The sequence below is a fragment of the Oscillibacter hominis genome, assembly GCF_014334055.1.
Classification (GTDB): Bacteria; Bacillota; Clostridia; order Oscillospirales; family Oscillospiraceae; genus Oscillibacter; species Oscillibacter hominis.
In genome coordinates, this window is record NZ_CP060490.1 from 459,502 (window position 1) to 478,580 (window position 19,079).

A 19,079-nucleotide genomic window follows, 5' to 3' on the forward strand; every position below is an offset into this window, starting at 1 on the left:
TGAAAGCATGAAAGCGAAACTAAAAGTGATAAAGAACTGGGAGTTCGAGGAATTTGAACTGACGGGAACTTCCTTCAAATACAGCCCGACTGGATGCAAAGGTATGGTAGCCCGCAGCGAGGATGAAATTGTGTTTTGGACCTATCATCTCGTGCAAAAGTGCAGCGGCGTTTTGTGGGTCAAAGGCGAAGTTTCCAGGTGGATTCCCAGCCCGGAGCCGAAAGAGCAGCAAGATGTTTGGGAAGATCCTGTCTTGCTCTCATGCGACAGAGGAATACTGTTGGTTTGCCCGGCCAGTAAATCCCTTTGGTGGATGCCGCAGATGGATGGAGAGTGGATTCCGATCCCCATGGATAACTGGTGTGCCCAGGGTATTCCCAAGCCGGTGGCAGTCACCGGAAGCCAGGGCGTTTTCCCTATTGTGTGCCGAGTGGACAACTCCGCTGATGCGACCAACAGTTTTACCAGCCTGACGGTAGACTTTGAAACCATGACTGCACACTGGGCAGAAAGCGGCTCTTGCGTATACAGCAAAGCAGGAACCCGACAGACCCATTTGGCGGCGGTAGAGCGAGCTGGCGGCAATTTTGCCCAGGCAGACTTTCACTACAACTATCCTATGATTGGCTCCATACTGGAACAGAACGGACAGTTTTATGCCTTTTTGGAAAGCAGCACCATCAATCCGGCGGGTCTTTCTCTCATGGGCTACTATTGGTATCTGGAACTGGAGGAAAACGGACTATTCAAAAAGAAACTGTGGGGCAAAGATAATTTAAGCCGCCTGCCCGGAAAACACGGGATGCGCGGAAAATTCTCCGGTGACAGGACTTGCCTGATCCTATCTCCCATTTTTAAGAATGATGACTGGAAGGGTAAACAAAAGGTGCTGCGCCTTTCGGATTTGGTGCTGATCGACCTTGCCATGCCCCGTGGATACGCTTCCTTCCATGTGCTGGATGTATGGGGAAATCGGGCATTTCTCAGCGATGAGAAAGACAAGCTGGTTCTTTGTGAAATGACCTTGGAGTAGTTATGAGGGCTGAGTATGCTTTTCAAGAAAAAGATTGTATTTACGGAAGGAATGAATGAAACCCTTTGTTCTTTCGATGAAATACCCTGGTTTTCCTGTTGTGGAGTTCCGTATGATAAACCATCGTATTACCCATATCTTCAGGAAAAGGACCCAAAACGAGCAGAAAAACTACTGCTGCATACAAAGAACTACTCAGGAACCGTCTGCCTTACGAATTTGTTCAAAGAAGGCATTTGTCGTGCAGATACCTTTATTCTGCAAACGGCTGGGTGGAAGTTTTACCAGAATGAATTCATGCCATGTGTGGAGGCCAGTTGGCGCACTTATGAAAAAAGAGCATTGAAGGCAAATGGCCTCGATCTAAACTCGGTGGAAAAAAGATTCCTTCGTGATTATGGCTTTCCTGACAGTATAGATCTTCAGTTGTGCCGAATGGTGCAATATTTGCTGGTTGAACAATACTTCCTTGAAAGGTTTCCTCAGTTCCCTCTATTTTTCAGCCGGATCATTGATATTTACAAGGATGGTCATATCGTGCTTGGCTGGAGTGGAAGATTTGCATCGCATGAAACGAATCTGGAAAATGAAAACGGAGTTCCAATCTTACCAACAGACGGAAGTTTGATTATATGGTAGGAAAACAAGAACTTAATTGCTGTGAGACGAGGGAAAATGATATGGCATTACAGGAAAAGAAAATAATGCCTCCCCCTTGGCTGGCCCACCGGGAGATCGAGAGATACTCTATTGGCTGGCGCATGGGCTATGGGGAGGATTACATATACCGATTTGGCGATTGGCTGGACACCCTCTCCCCGGATGAGCAGACAGAATACCGCACCCTCTTTCCCGAGCCGGTAACCTGGAAGGGCTGGTGGGATGACGAAGATAGCAGCGAAGTGCTGGAACATGGGGACTTCTGGGTGAATGCGTGGCAGCCGGAAGGAAGCCCTAAGTACACTCGCCAGTGGCTCCAGCAGGAATTTTCCATGGGGAGAAAGCGGGAACTGTGTCTGTTCTGGGGCCATCAGCCTGCCGAGGACGGCCAGCTGACAAAAAGCTGTCTCAGCCAGTGGTGGATGGAGGATTTCTGGTCCGTTGCCAATACCTATCTTTGTATGGAGCAGTATATGATGGCAGGCAAGGCGGAACTGTTCAGCGATCAGGAGATTCGGGAGCAAATTTTGAAATGCAGCGACCCGAAACAGATCAAGGCCCTGGGCCGCAAGGTGCGGAGGTTTGACCAGAAGGTATGGGACAAGTTCAAATACGCCATTGTATTGAATGGCAACTGGTGCAAATTCAGCCAGAACCGCAACCTGCGGGAATTTCTCCTCTCCACCGGAGATAGTGTGCTGGCGGAGGCCAGTCCCTACGATAACATCTGGGGCATTCGGCTTTCAGCCAACTCCCTGGAGGCGCAGGACCCGATGAAGTGGCGGGGGCAAAACCTGCTGGGTTTTGCTCTAATGGAGGTACGGGACGAACTGCGCCGGGTCACGCAGAATGAAATGTTGTGCGACTGGAACGCAGTCTGAGGTAAAATGATGGAATTATTTGCAAAAAGAATGACTTGGGAGCTGGACAATGAGGAAGGGCTGTCCTGCCTGTTCTTTGAACTGGAGGATGGTTACTTTACACTCTCCCGCAAGACCGGCGCGGAAGCACTCCGCTTGGAAATGAATGATCCAGCCAATGGTCAGTTGATTGACCCGGACTGTTTTGAATATGCCCTTGATAATACCAGGTTTCGTCTAAATATCGTGCGGAACAACCGAAAGGTTCTGCGGTATCTGGAAGAACACCACATCAACACGGAGTTGTATGGAGAAATCGTCCTTCACTACACTCCTCTCAGCAAGCCACAGCTTGAATCATTATCTGCCGTAACTCTCAGGCTGTTTTTCGGTGAACTACTTTTTTAGGCGGAAACAGAAGTGTCGTTGGCAGAAATCACGCGAGGGGATAACTATGGTTAAAATTCATCGTATTTGGTTCAATACGGAGAGAATGGACAGAGAGGATCACTACAAAATCACATTATTCAGTCGCCCTCGTGTATCTATTCATGTGGACGAGTACATTTGGAGTTTCATCGAAGAAAACATTGTGAAGCCACACAAGCTTATGCGTAGTGAGAAGCATGGGTATCTGTTGGACATTTCGTTTGACCAGTTTGACCCGGCAAAACACCGATATTTTCCGCTTTCCTCATACAACGGCTTGCTTCGGGAAGGGGTCGAGATGGACAGCGCCAACAGAAGCTATTTCCGCGAGGACTTTGCAGGCGGCAAAGATCGGACTACCTGGTTCTCTCCCAATAAAATATGGACAAACTGCGGCGACAAGGTTCTGAATGTGGACATCAAAGCTGCCAATGTGAGCGAGAATATTACCCCCAGAGAATACGCAGATTTGCTTTTCGATGGAATTGGAGCGGCCTTGGTGTTCAATTTCAAAAGGCTCAAGCGCGAGGAGTTTGATGGGCTGAAGCCCAAGATTGATTGGAGCATTGTAGAAAGCTTCCCCTTTCCCGCACCCTTTGAGGAACAGCGGTACATTGGGGATGAAGGCGAAATTCATGTGTATTCTTGGGATGGCCGAAAGGAAACGACCCTTGTTGGTCCCTATTCCGTGCGGAAGTTGTACCTGGAGCATTTCGGAGAATCGTGAGGAGGAATTTTGCCGTGCAAGTCTGGTCAAAGATGGATTTTGGCACTGGAGAGATTATCTTTTTGGATATCACGCAAAAAGAAGATATGCTGCAAGTAGAATATCCGAACTGCTTTCTGCTGGATATGGGCTGGTATCAGGACAGATACATCATTTCTATCATTCAAAATTTTGATTGGACGCATCCAGTCCAGCAGTATGAAACAGCAGAAAGGAATCAGCTTCCCAAGCTGTTGACGGAGGCGGTTCGCCTTGTGGAAAAGGAATCACAGTCTGCCGGAGCAAATTGAAAGAGGTCTTGTTATGAACGAGAATTTATTTCGACCACAATTTGATACATTGAAACTGTCCGATAAGCTCTGGCTGATGCAGACGCTGGCGACTCGTTATCATTTGACATTCAAGGAACTATACGCCTTTTCCCGCTGGGGACAAAGCTGCACCACCGGCCTATTTGAAAAAGGTGGCCGGGAGTTTGTCTTTGTCCCGGGCGATACCGTGATTCTTGGCTGGGAGAGCTTTGTCCAAGGAATGGACAAGGCCAACCAAGAGGAACTGGCGGATATTTTTGCGGAAATCGAATATGAGGGCTCTGCGGAGGAATTTCTCAGGCAGGGCATGACCCCAGTACGCCAGGTGACCATCGCCCCCATGTTCGTGGGCAGAAAACTGGAGGAAATTGGCTGGGAAAGCGTACCCATGAACGATCCACGCATCACCGCCCACCCCGACTGGCTGGAGAACTTGCAGAAGTGGGCGGGCCAGAACAGCCAGAGCTTTGAAATACACGAAACTGTCCGCTTTGAACGCAATGGTGATAGCTGGCGAGCGTGGCTGTGCCATCCAATGACCTACCCGGAATTTCAGCGGTCCCTGTTGTGGGAGCTGGCAGCCAGCCTTCCCACGCCGGATGAGTGGGCCTATCTGTGCGGGGGCGGATGCCGCACCCTGTTTCCCTGGGGGGATGGACTGGACCACAAGATGAAACTGCACCACTTTGAAAACGGGGAAGATCAGGGTAAGCCATACGACATGGAGCAGCCCAACTTCTTTGGCCTGTCTATCGCCTACGACCCCTATAAGCGGGAGTTGGTAGACGGGAAAACATTGACCACCTGCGGCGGCGACGGCGGCTGCAATGTCTGCGGTGGCATGGGTCCTTTGCTTGGATATTTACCCTGTTCCCCTCACTGTAAACCGGAGGTTCGGGAGGATAATGAGATTCACAATGACTATGACTTTTTCCGTCCTGTTATCCGGGTGCAGACATCCGGGTGGAGAATAGTATCACCCGAAAATGAGAGGTGATATTGATGAAAAGCCGATTGGAGCAATTATTGGACGAGCTATTAAGACAAATTGATATACCTGCGATGGAGCAAGCCATGTCCAAGCAGTATAAGAGCCAGATCCGCAGACGCTGGGAACTTCCGGCAGACTATTGGATGCTGTTGGAGCGCTGCTGTGGACTGCGAACCGTGTGGAGCAATGATACCTATGAGGCCCTGGAACTGTGGGGACTGGATACCCTTGTGAAGGGCCAGGAGGGATACGCCTATAATCCTGTGGAACAAAAGGTAATTAAAGATTGGGACGAGCATCTTGTGGTGATTGCGTCTGATGCTGGTGATCCATACTGCCTGGACCTGCGACGGAACGATACAGCCGTGTTCTGGGCAGAACATGGCGCCGGAACTTGGGACTTTCAGCCTGCCTTTGATTGTTTGGAAGATTTTCTCGAAAGCGTTTTGGATGTACCCAAAACGCAGGAATATGAAACAGCATATCCCTATCACTACATCCGCCTGATTGTAACCGGGATTTCCGACACCAAAAAGGCTCTGGTGTTTCTAAAACAGCATTTTGGCGACAGCAGCTTTCAGCAGACAAAAGACAGGCTGAAAGAACTGCCGCTCTTGATCTATTCCGGTCTTGATACCGGAACCGCCCCGCTGGAAAACTCTCTTGACCGCTGGGGATTGATGTACGAAAAGCAGCAGATTTCGTTGGAAAAGTTTCTGGAAGATCAAGCATATATCCGCAATCTGTAAGGTCGAAGCTGCGTTGTGCAGGTGCGATTCATCGGCATTGGAGCCCGCTAAAGACAATCCAAATGAGCAAAGTACACAATGATGTGATTTTTGGAGGAAGTCATGATCAAAGCAATTATGAAAATCCATACCACTTCTTCTTCGGTTACATTTGTATGTGGCGATGTTGCTATTATTGGAAACGGTGAGTTTCGGGCTTCATCAGGAAAAGTGGATGGCTTTATCCTGTATGCCGACACTTTACAGTATGAAAACGGGGCGAAGCTCTCACGGGATGAACAGGAAAATTTGAAGTGCCTGTATCAGCACTTTGTATTGAACCGTGAAGATTTCATAGACTGGGATATTTGAAAAGAGATTTCCCCATGAAATGTTAGCAGATTGAGCACAGGAGTAAGGAGGAAAGCTATGGAATGGCCAAAACGGGCGCGGACAGCGGATTGGGAAAATGGTGTCCTGGCCTTAGATAGAGAGAAACAATTTGAAGTCCCGAAGCTGACCGCAGAGATCATGGAGCGGTTGGCCGGTTACACCCTGGTGGGCTTCCATGTGAAAGGGTATCCGGTGACGGATGAACTGCTTGCCCCCTTTGCCGGGCATAAAAGTATGGTCAACTTCGGCGTGGAGAACGGCGCCCTCACCGACGCCTGTTTCCCCTTTTTTTCCGCCATGCCCAAGCTGCGCTATCTGCTGCTGACCGGGAATGCCGGGATCGACGGAAGCGGCTTGTCCGCCCTGCAAAGCTGTAAGCTGGATCTACTGGCCCTTGACCACACCAGGCTGGAGGATGCCGGTCTGCTTCGAGCAGCCTCCATCCCCAAACTCTCCCACATCTGGATCGACCACACTGCTGTTACTTATGATGGACTACTGGCTGTCGCCGGCAACAACTACATCCATCCGGTGGCCCATGTGCAATTTACCAAGGAGCAGATGGAACACTTCTCCCAGCTCCAGCGGGAAAAGGCCAAAAAGCCCGTCCAGCTGGATGAGCAGGCAGCGTCGGAATGCCGCAATGTGTTGTCCGCTTTCTTTGCCGAAATGACAGAATGGGAGCAGTACATGGAGCAGGTTGGGTTTGAAGATGCCGAGGCTGTGCCCCGCCTGCTGGCGATCTGGGAGAAGTATGTGAGCGAAAAGCCCCGTCTGGGCTACCGGCCTCTGGCCCTCTCATACAGCGCCCAGGGCACCTACAACGGGGAAGAATTCCTTGACGCGGAACAGATCACTAAGAACAAGCTCTACATCTACACCAGAGAGAAAAATACCAGCTTTGACCGCCGCTTTCTCATGAAGCGCGTGGGCGAGGGTTGGATGATTGACGCGGTGCAGGAGCGGCTGGACGGCTGGCAACGGACAGGATTGTAAGGGAGGCATAATGGATGATATATAGGTTTACGGAAGTATTAAACGATCTTGTTAATTATTTTCTCCTTGGTGACATTTTGTTGCTGGAGGACTGGAAGCAGGCAAATCATCTTTCAGATGATTTAGCGATGGAGTTTACCACAAACGAAAGCGGCGACAGGATATTTGCCGAAGGAATTGTAATCCCAATGACCGGTATTGAAAACTATCCCTATACCATATTGTTCAATCTCTCTGGTGATAGACCGGAGCTGTGCAAAGAAAGAAACCGATTGCAGCTTAGAAAAAGTGGCTATTCCCTCAAAGTAGATCATAATATGCTGATGCTTTTTACATGGCCAATATTGGAACAGTTTACGCCTGAAAAGGTGAAAGATCTGATTTCTTACTATAGAGTGCATAAGAAGCCGATGATTGAGCTTGCAAATGGCTGGTATCATATCGAGATTTTGGGTGGAGAAACCTTGCAGGACGGGGACTATGAACCTACATTTGAGTTTGTGATACAACCAGCCACAAATGAAGAAGCCACCATAAATGCAGATATGAATTTTAGCTTTGAAATTACAAGCTCTGCTTATTAGTGAAACCTATCCCTACCGAAGATGGAAAAGGAGATCATGATATGGATTTATTGAAACAATGCCAGCAATGGTTTGAACAGGATGAAGCGCAGAAGGTAATCGACACCCTGGAAGCGATTCCTGCCGAGGAGCGCACCCCGGAACTGGACAGCGAATTGGCCAAGGCATATATTGCCGTTGCACATATAGGAGAACGGGAGCCTTTTGAAAAGGCGCTGGAACTTCTGGCTCCCCATGAGGAGTATTTTGCCGAAGATCACTGCTGGAATTATCGAATCGCTTTGGCCTATTACTGTCTGGATGAGGAAGGCCCCGCCCTGCGTTACTTTGAAAAGGCCCTGAAAGCCCGCCCCGGAGACAAAGATACTCAGGAGTACATAAACGATTGCCGCCGTCGTTTGTCCCTGCCCCGCTTTGAAAAGAACTTCCGTGAAAGGACGCAGGAAGCATGGGCAGCCTTTTCTCAGATTGAGGCAGAACTGCGTCAAATCATAGATACGGACGAAACACACCAGCGCGGCGAAGAACTGGTTGAAAAATGCGGGAATGCACTCAAGACGGCCCTGCGTGATACTTCCTTCGAGCTGGGCTTCAATGGCGAAAAGCATGAATTGATCCTCAGTCCAGAGGGGCTTCGCTCCCGCCTGTTCCCGTTGGTGTACTTCCAGAAGCAGGCCCCAGAATCGGTGCTTGAGCATTGGAATATCTGGGTAGGCCGCCAGCCCTGTGAGGGGTTCGAGCTGCGAGCTGGAGAGATTGAAGTTCGGGCTGAGGATGTGCAGATGTGGGCAGAGGAAACAGAGGATCATCAGGTAAGTCTGGTCCTTTACTGTGAAAAGCTGACCCCGATCTTGAAAGAGGACACAGACAAGGTCTGGTGGGCACTCTCTATGCTGGTGGATCAAACCATCGGAGAAGTTTCCGCTATCGCCTTTGTTGCTGGGTTTGATGTTTATGCTCAACCGAAAGACGAACCGGCCAAGCTGCTTTCCGAACTGCCGGAGTTGCTGCAAAGCATGGGGCTTTCTCTCTGGCGGGATGGCAGCGACTACTTGGAAAACAGTTATCTTGCCTATGAACTGGAACCGGTGGAGGACCCGGAGGCTGACTGGCGGCTGGATGTTTATACTGGAAGCTGCCGCCTGCCGGTGCTCATCAACGACTACCTGACTGCCCGCAGTGATATGGTGGATGAGTACCACAAGGATGGCATTGCCGCTGGATTCCTCCTGTACCCGCTGTCCGGTTTTACCGGTGAGGAACGAGTGAAAGCTATTCTGGATTTCCGGGATAACCTGCGGGATGCCATCCTACGGGATGCAGGAGAGGAAGCCGTGACCTTCCTGGGTGGGGCCACTGGTCTGTATTGTGGGTATCTGGATTTTATCGCCTGGGATCTGCCCGCTGTACTAACAGCGGCACAGGCATTCTTTGAGGGAAGCGACCTGCCCTATGCTCACTTCCACGCATTTCGGCGGGATGTGGGCGGTGTGCCGCTACTGGACGAGAAAGAACCGGAGCCTGATATTCATGAGGAAACTGGCTCCCTGCTCTCGACAGAGGATATTGAAATACTGGAGTCCTTTGACGAAGGAACTGCCGCTTACTTTGGGAAAATGCTCGACTGGCTGGAGAATTTTATCAAAAGCGGCGTAGAAGAAGGACGATTCAGCGAAAAACAGGCTCACCAGGATTTACAGATTGCCCTCTGGTATGCCTTTGCCTGCCTTAACCTGGACGATTACATCCACTACTACCGCGCTGCGGAATGGATGAAGGATTCGGAGAAAAACGCCACGGGCTGCGCTACCTGGTACTACCGGTATTCTGTGGCGTTGATGTATTGCGGCAGGCTGGAAGAAGCACTGGAATATGCGGAGCGGGGCGCTCTGGAGGAGCCGGACTACCCCTGGATCTGGCTCCATCTGGGCAAGCTACGGGCGCATTTTGGCGATAAATCCGGTGCGCTGGATGCCGTCAAGCAAGGATTAAAACTGGAACCGGGAGATTATGAGTTCCTGACCTTAAAAAAAGAGATCAAAGCCGGAGCCACCCTGGAACAGATGGAATATCATTGGATCAATCCCGATGCTGACCAAACGCTCCAGCGGGGACTGGACGAGAATGCGGATGATAAACAATGCGCCATAGCCTGCATTCGGGTGGACGAAGCGGGACTTGCCGAATTTTATGAACTGTTCCACCCAGAGCGGTATAGCTATAAGAAAAATTCCCCCTGCTGTGAATTCCAATACCCGGTGAAGGAACATCTTGTGGAGCTTTCCTTCCGTATGAACGAAGCTGGACTCTCCAAGATGGGAACCGACTGGCTGCGGCAGCTCAAGGAACGGCTGGACAGCGGTGAATGGCTAACCCACACCCCTGAAGGAGAACCAGAGGGCATTCTAACAGGTGTGTTTGTGGACCAGACCCGCCGCATTGGTCTTGTCTATCAACAGCCGGGAGACGATCAGTATTTTCAGATTTTCCTGAACCCGGACGGCACGAAGGCGGATGCCTTCTGGTCCTCAAGAAAAAACAGCGAGCCGGAGGTTTATTCGGAGGATGAGATGTCTGCGATAGAGCAGCACATCAAAAACACCTTTGGTGAGTTTGAGAATGTGTTCCATGAGCTGGTTTCCCCTGACATCCATGTGGACATCTGCGTTGTTCCTCCCTCTGATGAGCGGGACTATTACACACTGGTAACGATGGGCATGGGTGCTCACCGGATGAATGTGCCGGAGGAACTGGCGGAATACAAGCTGGAGCGAGCAGAGCTGGCTATCGCTCTGCCACCGGATTGGAAACTGGATGAGGAATCCCTGAAGGATGAGCGGTGGTACTGGCCGATTGGTCTCTTGAAAGTGTTGGCACGCCTGCCTATTTCCAACGATACCTGGCTGGGCTTTGGCCACACAATGGATAAGCAATCGCCGTTTGCAGAGGATACGGAACTCTGCGCCGCACTTCTGGTAGGTCCGCAGGATGTTGTCTGGAACGGAGGTGAAGTCTGCACTTTGCCGAGCGGCGAGGAGGTCAACTTCTATCAGGTGATCCCGCTCTATCGGAATGAGATGGAGTATAAGATGGAGCATGATGCGGACGCTCTGCTTAAAAAAATGGCAGGCATCAGTTTTGTGGTTAATCCCACCCGCCAGAATGCCATCACCAGAGGAACGCTTGCAGAGGAAGAATTCACCGGCGATATGGACGATGCCGCATGGCACCTGGAATCCATTCAGGAAAAGGGCTTGCCGGTGAATGAGATCAATGCCTACAACCACATGGCAATCTATCTGCGCTGGTGCATAGAGCATGATCTGATGAGCGCGGAATTTATGGAGCGGTACTGGGAGCAGGTGCAGCCGTTTATGGCAGATCTGAGCCGCGCCGATCTGCGTGGCTTTATCCGGGACCAGCTGAAAGGACAGCTCTTTGGGGCGCTGTTCAACAAGGAGGGCGCAGCCTTTGCTGGATATTACTACGGCGAGGCGGATAGCCCGTACTTCCCCAGTGACATTGATAACTATGCTTTGGAGTATTTCGGTTCAGAGCAATATTATTCCGATAAGTTCCAGGATGAAGCCTATCTGTTCATCCCATTTGATGAAAACTATTATCAGGCTATGGCAAAAGTCATGGAAAAGCGGTTCGCCAACTGGCAGGGACAGAGTTTCGATGAGGCCACTCTGGAGCCTTCAGACCTTGCGGAAGCCATGATGGAATATCTGGACTGTGAATGTACCTATTTCCCCTCAATGACGGATGATGACCCCATCATGTCGGCATATAACTATGCCAAACGGGAAAGTGTCAAAGAGGGCTTTGTGCCGGTTCTGATTAAGGCGGATGACGAAATCCTGTGGGAATGCCTGATTATGAATTCTGACCCGGACAGCGATGGCGAGGACGACTTTGCTTTCGACCCGGACAAAGTTGCCGAATACCGGAAGAAAATGCTCTCCGCCCCTGTCGAGAACAGTAAGGCAGTCCTGGAGGAAATGATTGGGCAGCGCAAGGAAGAAGCCGAGGATGACGATATGGACTGGGATGAGGAGATCCTGGGCGAGATGGAGGGCGGATATGATAACCGTCGTTTTTCAAGCTACTGGAATTCCGATAATAATATGACCTATCCTCTCATTCTGGCTAAAATCCCCGTGAAGAATCCTTGGGAGATTTTTGCCTATCTGCCCTTTGGTGGCTGGAATGAATGTCCTAACACGCCAGAGTTAATGGCAGTTGCGAAATACTGGTTTGAACAGCATGGGGCGGTGCCCGCTGCCATGAGCCACGACGAGTTGGAGTTCCTGCTCCCGGCTCCCGTTCCCGAGGAGAAGGCTATGGATGCAGCAGTGGAACTGTATGGCTTCTGTCCCGATGTGATTGACCAGGGGCCGGAGGACGCCACCGTGGGCGCTCTGGCCGATGTGCTGCGGCAGTCCACTGTTTGGTACTTCTGGTGGGATTGAAAGGAGGATTTTTGTGGGATACGATGTGAGTTTTCACCCGATTTCACCAGAGGAAATGCGGGAATGGTATTTTACTCCCTTAACCTGGATACAGCAGGGACAGGAGGAAAAAGTGCTGGCCCTTGCCGCGCAGCATGGAATGGAGGATTTCTATGCCGAAAAATATCTGAATACCTTGCGCGTTGGGACTGAAACGGAATCTAACGAGCTGTTTGACAAAAGCCACGGCTTCTATATTGCAGTAATCCAAGGTTTTTTCCGAGATTATTATTACACCAGAGGTAGTGCCTTTTCGTTCCTGGTGGAACAAAAGCCAGAATATGCGCGGTACTTCACCTCATGGGAACAAATCACTCCTGTTTCCTTTCCAAACCCCATGCAGAACCGAATCATCGAAAACTATTGCTCCGGTGTATATCTGTCTCCAGATCAAGTTATACAACTTCTCAAAGACATGGAGCAGGACCCAAAAGTCCTTGAAGATCTGGAGGGGCTTTGGAGCAATGGACAGATTGCTGTGCTGAAAAAAGCACTTTCTGCTGCTGCAAAGTCAGGAGTCGGTCTGTTGGAGGCCACTGAAGTGGTAGAGCCCAACCCCATCAGCCCGAATGAGAGCACAAGCTACTCTAACCTGTACCACTGTGATCGGGACGGGGTATATCTCTACATAGATGCCGTCAGTGGTCAATTAGCGGATGCGATTGGGAAAAACGAAGGATAGATTCTCTCTATGAAAATGTGTGGGCATCTGTGGGAAGAACCAAAATAGGCAGCTACCCACAATATTGATTATCGCAGAAAAGCTCACCGTTTCGGTGAGCTTTTCTGCAATATTTCATAATTTTTTTATTGCTACCACTGGTTGCCGAATTGACATAGGTGGGGTGGTAGAGTGGCTACCACAGAAAAAATAGAATGAAAGTGAGGAGGTTCACTATGAAGTTACCCGAAAAGATTCAAAGGGAACGAAAAAAGATGGGACTGTCCCAGGAGAAACTCGCAGAAAAAATAGGAGTATCAAGGCAGGCCATCACAAAATGGGAGAACGGCTTGGCATCCCCTGAACTGGAAAAAATCGTCTCATTAAGTGAATGTTTTAAGGTATCTACTGACTATTTGTTAAAGGACAATATTACCGAGCCGACCCCACCACAAGAATCTGCATTGAAAGGAAACAAGCGAATGTCATGGAGAACGTGGCTTGGAGGAAGTTTGTTTGGAATATCGGCGCTGATTATATTTGTATTATGGCGACTTTCTGTTCGTTTTCCTATTTCGGGAATGACCGGAAACGGTGTCCATTTAACCGGATTTAGTGGCTTTCTTGGCTTTCATGGAATTTTACATGAAAGCTATGTAATAGTTGCGATTGGAATAATCGGTTTGATACTTCTGATTACTGACTTTATCCGCATAAAAAAGAATAATCGCTGATGACCGGACAATGCAGAGTTGATCTTAAACTGAATAGGTTTATTTCGGCTCGGCAGCATTGACCTGTCGGTAGAAATACATATATTTGAATTAAGAAAGGGAGTGATGCTGCCGGTGTGCCGTCCGTTTGTATGGACAGGAGTCTGATGCACTATGCAATACCTCAAGAAGCGCATTATGCTGTTCCGCTGTCTTTACGCACCACGACACACGGCTTACAAGACAAAGAAAATCATCTTTATATGGAAGTATGGTGGCCGGGAGTATTGTTCTAAAAGCGAAAAGCCTCCACCTGCCAAAAGATGCTTTTTCTGCGGACTTTTTAATAAACGACTTGGAGCGGTCGAATTTGTACTGAGTTACAGATTCGGCCGCTTTTTGATTTGTTCTCGACTACTTGGTCACTGGTGTCGAGCACCACCACTTCCGATTTGTTTTCCACAAAAAACAAATCGGAGGTAACAGAGGTGCAAAATTATCGCAAAAGCGACTATGCGATAAACAAAAACAGCCCAAATATCGTTTATCGCTTTCATAACGAAATCATAGAAATCACACTGGAGGATTATCTGAAGGAGAATCCTGACAAAACGGAACATGACTTTGCAGAGCTGAAAGCCCTGTCCGATCAAATTTACTATGAGCAGGATCGGGCAGAGAGCGCCCAGACCCGCAAGGATGTTTCGATCCACGGTTTGGAGGAAACGGAGCATTGTGCCACTCGCGCTCTGGATGAAGAATGGGAAGAACGAGTTGTTGACATACAGAACCGCAAGTATGCCTGGAAAGCCCTGGAGCAGCTTTTTACAGTGGGCGCTTTGACCGAGGTTCAGAAACGGCGATTCCGGCTTCATGTTTTTCAGGGACTCTCTACCCGGCAGATCGGTCGCATGGAAGGGACAAGCCATCAAGCCGTTGCCAAGTCCATAAACCTGGCGATTGCCAAACTTAAAAAATATTTTGCGGCACAGGGTTGACACCCCTGCGGTTTCAGGACGATAGGTGAAAGGCATTCTTTCGAGTGTTCTTCTTTCACCTGTACCTTGACAACCGCATACTCATTCATCAGTAACATCCCCCCTTTCCAGCTCGAAGAGCTAAAGCCGATTCAGGGGCCGCGCCATGATATACGGACATGATGAGCAGATCCCACCTGATTATCATAATTGGTCTTGCATACAATCCTGTCCTGTATGAGCGAGTAACGGCAGCCTGTAAAAACCGGGCAGCACCCGGCGCGGCCATGACCGGAAAGGGGCATAATGGTACTCCTGTCCAGCCACAGCCCTGCTTAAGATCAGAGTAGTCCATAACATTTGGAAACCATCTGGTTGCAGGATCACGCAATGGGGGCAGCTCGGAGAGATCCTCGGAGGGGTGAGATTCCCGTGGGCCGGTTCGCTGCCGGTCACTGATGACTTCCCAATATGTGCGGGGTGTCAAGGACAAATGGCACATAACAAGAAAACAAATCGGATTTTGTATTTCGCCGGAAATGGGGCAGGTCTTATGGCCTGCCCCGTTTTCCGGCTTACTTAATATTCAGGAGGTCAGTTTATGCGAAAGGCTATCCGGCGTGGCGATCTGTTCTATGCAGACCTGAACCCGGTGGTCGGCTCCGAGCAAGGCGGCATCCGCCCTGTCCTTGTTATCCAAAATGATGTGGGGAATCACTTTAGTCCTACCGTTGTTGCAGCAGCCATCACCAGCAGAAAAGCGAAGAACAGTCTGCCTACCCATATCCTACTTGAGAATGTGCCGGGGCTTGCGCCTACCTCTCTGCTTCTGTTGGAACAACTGCGGACAATAGACCGGAAGCGGCTCCGTGGTTACATTGGGCGTATCAGTAAAGAAAAAATGCTGGAGGTAGATGCAGCCCTGGCAATCAGCATCGGCATAGGATACCCCAACGAAAGGAGGACTCACAATGTATGAAAATGACGGCGGCCTACTCTCTCCCAGAGATGCCTACCGATTGATGTTAAAAGACTACCCGGATGTGATGGACATTGGTCAAATGTGTGAGGCGCTTGGCGTCAGTACAAAAACCGGGTACAAGTTACTTAAAGATGGGAAAATTGAGTACCTTAAAATTGGACGGGCTTACCGCATCCCCAAAGCCCACATTCTTCGTTATTTGAAAATCACCTGCTCCACTTTTGCGGAGTAGCAGGCTATGGTGTCGATCTTCACCGGATAGACGCAGAAAGTTAACAATTCTGACGCGGATTTACCTGGAGTTTTGTTCTGTCCGATGATACAATAAAGGTGTCATTGGTAGGTGAACTCAATACCGCAAAAGGAGGAACAGATCAGTATGCCAGCGGTACACCTGCAAGAAAACAGCAAACTAATCTCCGGCCATGTGGCCGAGAAAAAAGGGTATCTCTATTGGGTTCTAAACCTTACCGATGAGAACGGTAAGAGAAAGCCCAAATGGATTCCCACCCATAAGAAAGTCAAGGGCAATAAGACCTGGGCAAACAATATGCTTCCCACCATCCGAAAAGAATGGACGGAAAAGCTGCTTCAGGAGGCTACGGCCTCACAGCAGTCGGCTTCTCCGTCTGGCCCGTCATCCGCAGCGATTTCCTTTGTGGATTTCCTGTACCAGTGGCTTGAGTACAAGTACAAGTCTGCTACCGGACGGGTGATGGACAGCAAGCCCATTGAACTCTCGACCTATTCGGGATACGAACAACAGCTTAACAACCCCATCGCCCCGTATTTCCGAGAGCATCCTGTCGCCCTTTGTGACCTTACCAAACAAGATATTCTCGCTTTTTATGAGAAAGAATTGGAACGGGTCAAGCCGACCACCGTTAAACATTACCACGCTCTGATTCATGGGGCGTTGAATTATGCGGTTGACAAAAATCTGATTCCAAGCAATCCGGCTGACCGGATTATCATTTCCAAGCCTGAACCCTTCAAGGGTGACTACTACCTGGATTCGGAAGTCCTGAATCTGTTTGAAGTTATCAAGGGGCATAAGATCGAGCTGGTAGTTCTACTGACTGCTTTTTACGGCCTGCGCCGCAGTGAGGTTATCGGTTTGAAATGGAGTGCCTTTGACTTCAACCATAACTGCTTCTCCATTCGGCATACGGTAACAACCTGCAATGTAAAGGGAGAGCGGGTCACGATTAAGAAGGACAAGGCAAAGAACAAATCCAGTCTGCGGACTTATCCATTGATTCCTTTTTTGAAAGAACGGTTGCTGGAGGCCAAGAAACAGCAGGAAGAAAATCGCAAGCTGTGCGGGCGCGCCTACAACAAAGAATATCTGGGATATGTCTGTGTCGATGTGATTGGCAATCTCATTAAACCCAACTATGTGTCCTCGACCTTTGGGAAGTTGCTTGCCAAGAACAATTTACGGCACATTCGTTTCCACGATCTTCGCCATACCTGTGCCTCGCTTTTGCTGGCCAACGGTGTTCCGATGGAACAGGTAAAAGAATGGCTGGGACACAGTGAGATTTCAACAACGGTGGATATTTACGGGCATCTGCAATATGCCACGAAAAAACAATCCGCCGCAGCCATTGAGCAGGACATTGTGGCGCCCATGCTGCAAAACCTATCGGCGGTTTCTCCATAAAAAGGAAAGAGGTCTACCAGCTTTTCGCTGGCAGACCTCATGGCGGAGATGGAGAGATTCGAACTCTCGCGCCGGTTTTGAGCCGACCTACCGCATTTCGAGTGCGGACCCTTCAACCGCTTGGGTACATCTCCAAATTTATGTTATATCCCTGGTCCCGACCCGCCGACCAATTCAGCCGGTGGAAATCGGGAAGAACAACAGGATAGAACAAGCAACATTATTCAATTTGAACTCGGCTGGAACCCGCATGGTTCCAAGGGTTTCAGCCGTTTGGCACTCCGCATAGGAAACCTGATTTCGAATCATTACACCAACTTGGATGATGACGGTAAATCAGGGACGATAGCGGTAACTACGGAACCCCAAAACATACCTCTCAAAGTGGCTGTCAGATGGCTGCTCTCATTATAGCCATTTTCCCGCAAAATTCAAGCCGTGGAAATTGGGAAGAACAACAGGATAGAACAGACCCCAATTCACAATTTGAACTTGCCCGCAAACCCGCATGGTTACTGGCTTTTCGGCAGTTTGGACTTCCAAAGTGGAAACATGATTTCGAGTCAGCCCCGTTATGACCACTTCGATACCGCTGCATGGATTTTTGCCTGCTCAAGAAGGGAGTGCAAAAAAACTGGAAAAAGGATAGAAGAGCTGTTACAATAAATCATGCACCTCTGAGCAGAACTGACTTAAGTATTATGCCACATTTTTTCCCTTCTGGCAAGTTGAATTTCTGATGATGCGGACCCTGCCTGCCCATAGAAACGCAGGTGAATCACAGACGGCATTATGGTCAGATGAAGTTTGGAGAAAATCAAAGAGGAGGTGGGCGGTATGGCGTCAATGCGCCAGACCAATCTGGAGATTGGGATGCCCTATGTGGATCAGGCCATTCGTAAGCTGGCGCTGGAGATTCAGACGGCCCGGACCATCCATGCGTCGGTTTTGAAGGTGATTCACGGATATGGGTCCTCCGGGACCGGCGGAAAGATCCGCACGGCGGTCCGCCGGCGGCTGGAGGAGATGCATGGGAGAGGGGAAATCCGCGCCTACATCCCCGGCGAAACGTTCTCCATTTTTGACCCGGTGACGCGGGAAGCGTTTCTCCGCTGCGCGGAACTGCGGCAGGACCGGGACCTGGACCGCTACAACAACGGCGTGACCTTCATTGTCCTGTAGCGCGGCGTGATATTTTCCCAATTTACCCCTGAAAAAATCGGATTTCTCCTTGACAGGATAGATGTTTCGTGGTATTCTTACAAAGCTGACGATTTCTTCGGAGGGCGCATGCAGGTGTAGCACAATGGTCAGGGCACCAGCCTTCCAAGCTGGGGATGCGAGTTCGATTCTCGTCACCTGCTCCAAATTCCATTTGCGCCAGTAGCTCAGTTGGATAGAGCAACTGCCTTCTAAGCAGTAGGCCAGGGGTTCGAATCCCTTCTGGCGTACCAACTCCTCTCTGGAATATAGATCAATCAGCCGCTTCCCGTGTGAAATTCCGTATATGTGGTGGGTGTAGCTCAGTTGGTTAGAGCACCGGATTGTGGTTCCGGGTGTCGAGGGTTCGAGTCCCTTTACCCACCCCAGACCGAGAATGGGGATCGGGAGAAATCCCGATCCCCTGCTCACTCCTCATATTGGGGTGTAGCCAAGTGGTAAGGCAAGGGACTTTGACTCCCTCACTCGCTGGTTCGAATCCAGCCATCCCAGCCAATACCTTTTTCAGGAAGCGTTTACAGAAGCATAAGAGATGACCCAGTAGCTCAGTTGGCAGAGCAATTGCCTTTTAAGCAATGGGTCCGGAGTTCGAGTCTCCGCTGGGTCACCATCGAAAAAGGCCTCAGGTTGTCA

19 protein-coding genes and 6 tRNA genes are annotated in these 19,079 nt (G+C 49.8%); 24 read left to right on the forward strand and 1 reads right to left on the reverse strand.

The features are described 5' to 3' along the window. Positions 1–7 precede the first annotated feature (7 nt). From H8790_RS02375 to H8790_RS02460, 18 genes are all read left to right on the forward strand, one after another. Positions 8–1,033 (forward strand): hypothetical protein, encoded by a 1,026-nt coding sequence (locus H8790_RS02375; protein WP_025543810.1) that lies wholly within the window; start codon positions 8–10, stop codon positions 1,031–1,033. 15 nt (positions 1,034–1,048) lie between these two features. Continuing rightward, positions 1,049–1,672 (forward strand): hypothetical protein, encoded by a 624-nt coding sequence (locus H8790_RS02380; protein WP_025543811.1) that lies wholly within the window; start codon positions 1,049–1,051, stop codon positions 1,670–1,672. A gap of 41 nt (positions 1,673–1,713) precedes the next feature. Beyond that, a complete protein-coding gene (locus H8790_RS02385; protein ID WP_025543812.1) occupies positions 1,714–2,574 on the forward strand; it encodes an NADAR family protein in 861 nt (286 codons plus the stop codon). Between the two features lie 6 nt (positions 2,575–2,580). Beyond that, the gene (locus tag H8790_RS02390; RefSeq protein ID WP_036627025.1) at positions 2,581–2,961 is read left to right on the forward strand and encodes a hypothetical protein; all 381 of its coding nucleotides are present in this window, start codon (positions 2,581–2,583) and stop codon (positions 2,959–2,961) included. A gap of 46 nt (positions 2,962–3,007) precedes the next feature. Continuing rightward, complete coding sequence (locus H8790_RS02395) at positions 3,008–3,709, forward strand: hypothetical protein (protein ID WP_025543814.1); 702 nt, start codon at positions 3,008–3,010, stop codon at positions 3,707–3,709. Between the two features lie 14 nt (positions 3,710–3,723). Further along, positions 3,724–3,999: a hypothetical protein gene (locus H8790_RS02400; protein WP_025543815.1), complete on the forward strand. Its 276-nt coding sequence runs from the start codon at positions 3,724–3,726 to the stop codon at positions 3,997–3,999. 13 nt (positions 4,000–4,012) lie between these two features. Next, on the forward strand, positions 4,013–5,017 hold the full coding sequence (locus H8790_RS02405) for a hypothetical protein (RefSeq protein WP_055180721.1): 1,005 nt from the start codon (positions 4,013–4,015) through the stop codon (positions 5,015–5,017). Positions 5,018–5,022: 5 nt separating this feature from the next. After that, the gene (locus H8790_RS02410) at positions 5,023–5,760 is read left to right on the forward strand and encodes an SMI1/KNR4 family protein (protein WP_008394714.1); all 738 of its coding nucleotides are present in this window, start codon (positions 5,023–5,025) and stop codon (positions 5,758–5,760) included. A gap of 102 nt (positions 5,761–5,862) precedes the next feature. Continuing rightward, positions 5,863–6,111 (forward strand): hypothetical protein, encoded by a 249-nt coding sequence (locus tag H8790_RS02415; protein WP_006354168.1) that lies wholly within the window; start codon positions 5,863–5,865, stop codon positions 6,109–6,111. A gap of 57 nt (positions 6,112–6,168) precedes the next feature. Then, positions 6,169–7,128 (forward strand): NTF2 fold immunity protein, encoded by a 960-nt coding sequence (locus H8790_RS02420; RefSeq protein ID WP_025543817.1) that lies wholly within the window; start codon positions 6,169–6,171, stop codon positions 7,126–7,128. A gap of 14 nt (positions 7,129–7,142) precedes the next feature. Continuing rightward, a complete protein-coding gene (locus H8790_RS02425) occupies positions 7,143–7,712 on the forward strand; it encodes a hypothetical protein (protein WP_005928002.1) in 570 nt (189 codons plus the stop codon). Between the two features lie 41 nt (positions 7,713–7,753). Further along, positions 7,754–12,187: a suppressor of fused domain protein gene (locus H8790_RS02430; protein ID WP_055180722.1), complete on the forward strand. Its 4,434-nt coding sequence runs from the start codon at positions 7,754–7,756 to the stop codon at positions 12,185–12,187. Positions 12,188–12,200: 13 nt separating this feature from the next. Further along, positions 12,201–12,908, forward strand: coding sequence for a hypothetical protein (locus H8790_RS02435; protein WP_187333450.1), 708 nt, complete (start codon positions 12,201–12,203; stop codon positions 12,906–12,908). 215 nt (positions 12,909–13,123) lie between these two features. Then, entirely contained in the window at positions 13,124–13,621 is a 498-nt protein-coding gene (locus H8790_RS02440; protein ID WP_025543819.1) for a helix-turn-helix domain-containing protein, read from the forward strand. 467 nt (positions 13,622–14,088) lie between these two features. Next, complete coding sequence (locus H8790_RS02445; RefSeq protein ID WP_025543820.1) at positions 14,089–14,598, forward strand: RNA polymerase sigma factor; 510 nt, start codon at positions 14,089–14,091, stop codon at positions 14,596–14,598. A gap of 580 nt (positions 14,599–15,178) precedes the next feature. Continuing rightward, positions 15,179–15,556, forward strand: a complete 378-nt coding sequence (locus H8790_RS02450) for a type II toxin-antitoxin system PemK/MazF family toxin (RefSeq protein WP_006354176.1) — start codon at positions 15,179–15,181, stop codon at positions 15,554–15,556. Next, entirely contained in the window at positions 15,549–15,791 is a 243-nt protein-coding gene (locus H8790_RS02455) for a helix-turn-helix domain-containing protein (RefSeq protein ID WP_006354177.1), read from the forward strand. Before H8790_RS02450 ends, H8790_RS02455 begins: the two co-directional genes overlap by 8 nt. A 147-nt stretch (positions 15,792–15,938) precedes the next feature. Then, the gene (locus H8790_RS02460) at positions 15,939–17,225 is read left to right on the forward strand and encodes a tyrosine-type recombinase/integrase (RefSeq protein ID WP_025543821.1); all 1,287 of its coding nucleotides are present in this window, start codon (positions 15,939–15,941) and stop codon (positions 17,223–17,225) included. 40 nt (positions 17,226–17,265) lie between these two features. On the opposite strand, the gene H8790_RS02465 is transcribed toward H8790_RS02460, so the two are convergent. Next, positions 17,266–17,359: transfer RNA gene (locus H8790_RS02465), tRNA-Ser, on the reverse strand. A gap of 703 nt (positions 17,360–18,062) precedes the next feature. Here H8790_RS02465 and H8790_RS02470 point away from each other — a divergent pair. From H8790_RS02470 to H8790_RS02495, 6 genes are all read left to right on the forward strand, one after another. Then, complete coding sequence (locus H8790_RS02470; protein ID WP_187333451.1) at positions 18,063–18,407, forward strand: Smr/MutS family protein; 345 nt, start codon at positions 18,063–18,065, stop codon at positions 18,405–18,407. Positions 18,408–18,517: 110 nt separating this feature from the next. Further along, a tRNA-Gly gene (locus H8790_RS02475) sits at positions 18,518–18,592 on the forward strand. A 10-nt stretch (positions 18,593–18,602) separates the two neighbouring features. After that, positions 18,603–18,679: transfer RNA gene (locus tag H8790_RS02480), tRNA-Arg, on the forward strand. Positions 18,680–18,737: 58 nt separating this feature from the next. Next, positions 18,738–18,814, forward strand: a tRNA-His gene (locus H8790_RS02485). A 52-nt stretch (positions 18,815–18,866) separates the two neighbouring features. After that, a tRNA-Gln gene (locus H8790_RS02490) sits at positions 18,867–18,941 on the forward strand. A 39-nt stretch (positions 18,942–18,980) separates the two neighbouring features. Continuing rightward, positions 18,981–19,056: transfer RNA gene (locus tag H8790_RS02495), tRNA-Lys, on the forward strand. Positions 19,057–19,079 lie beyond the last annotated feature (23 nt).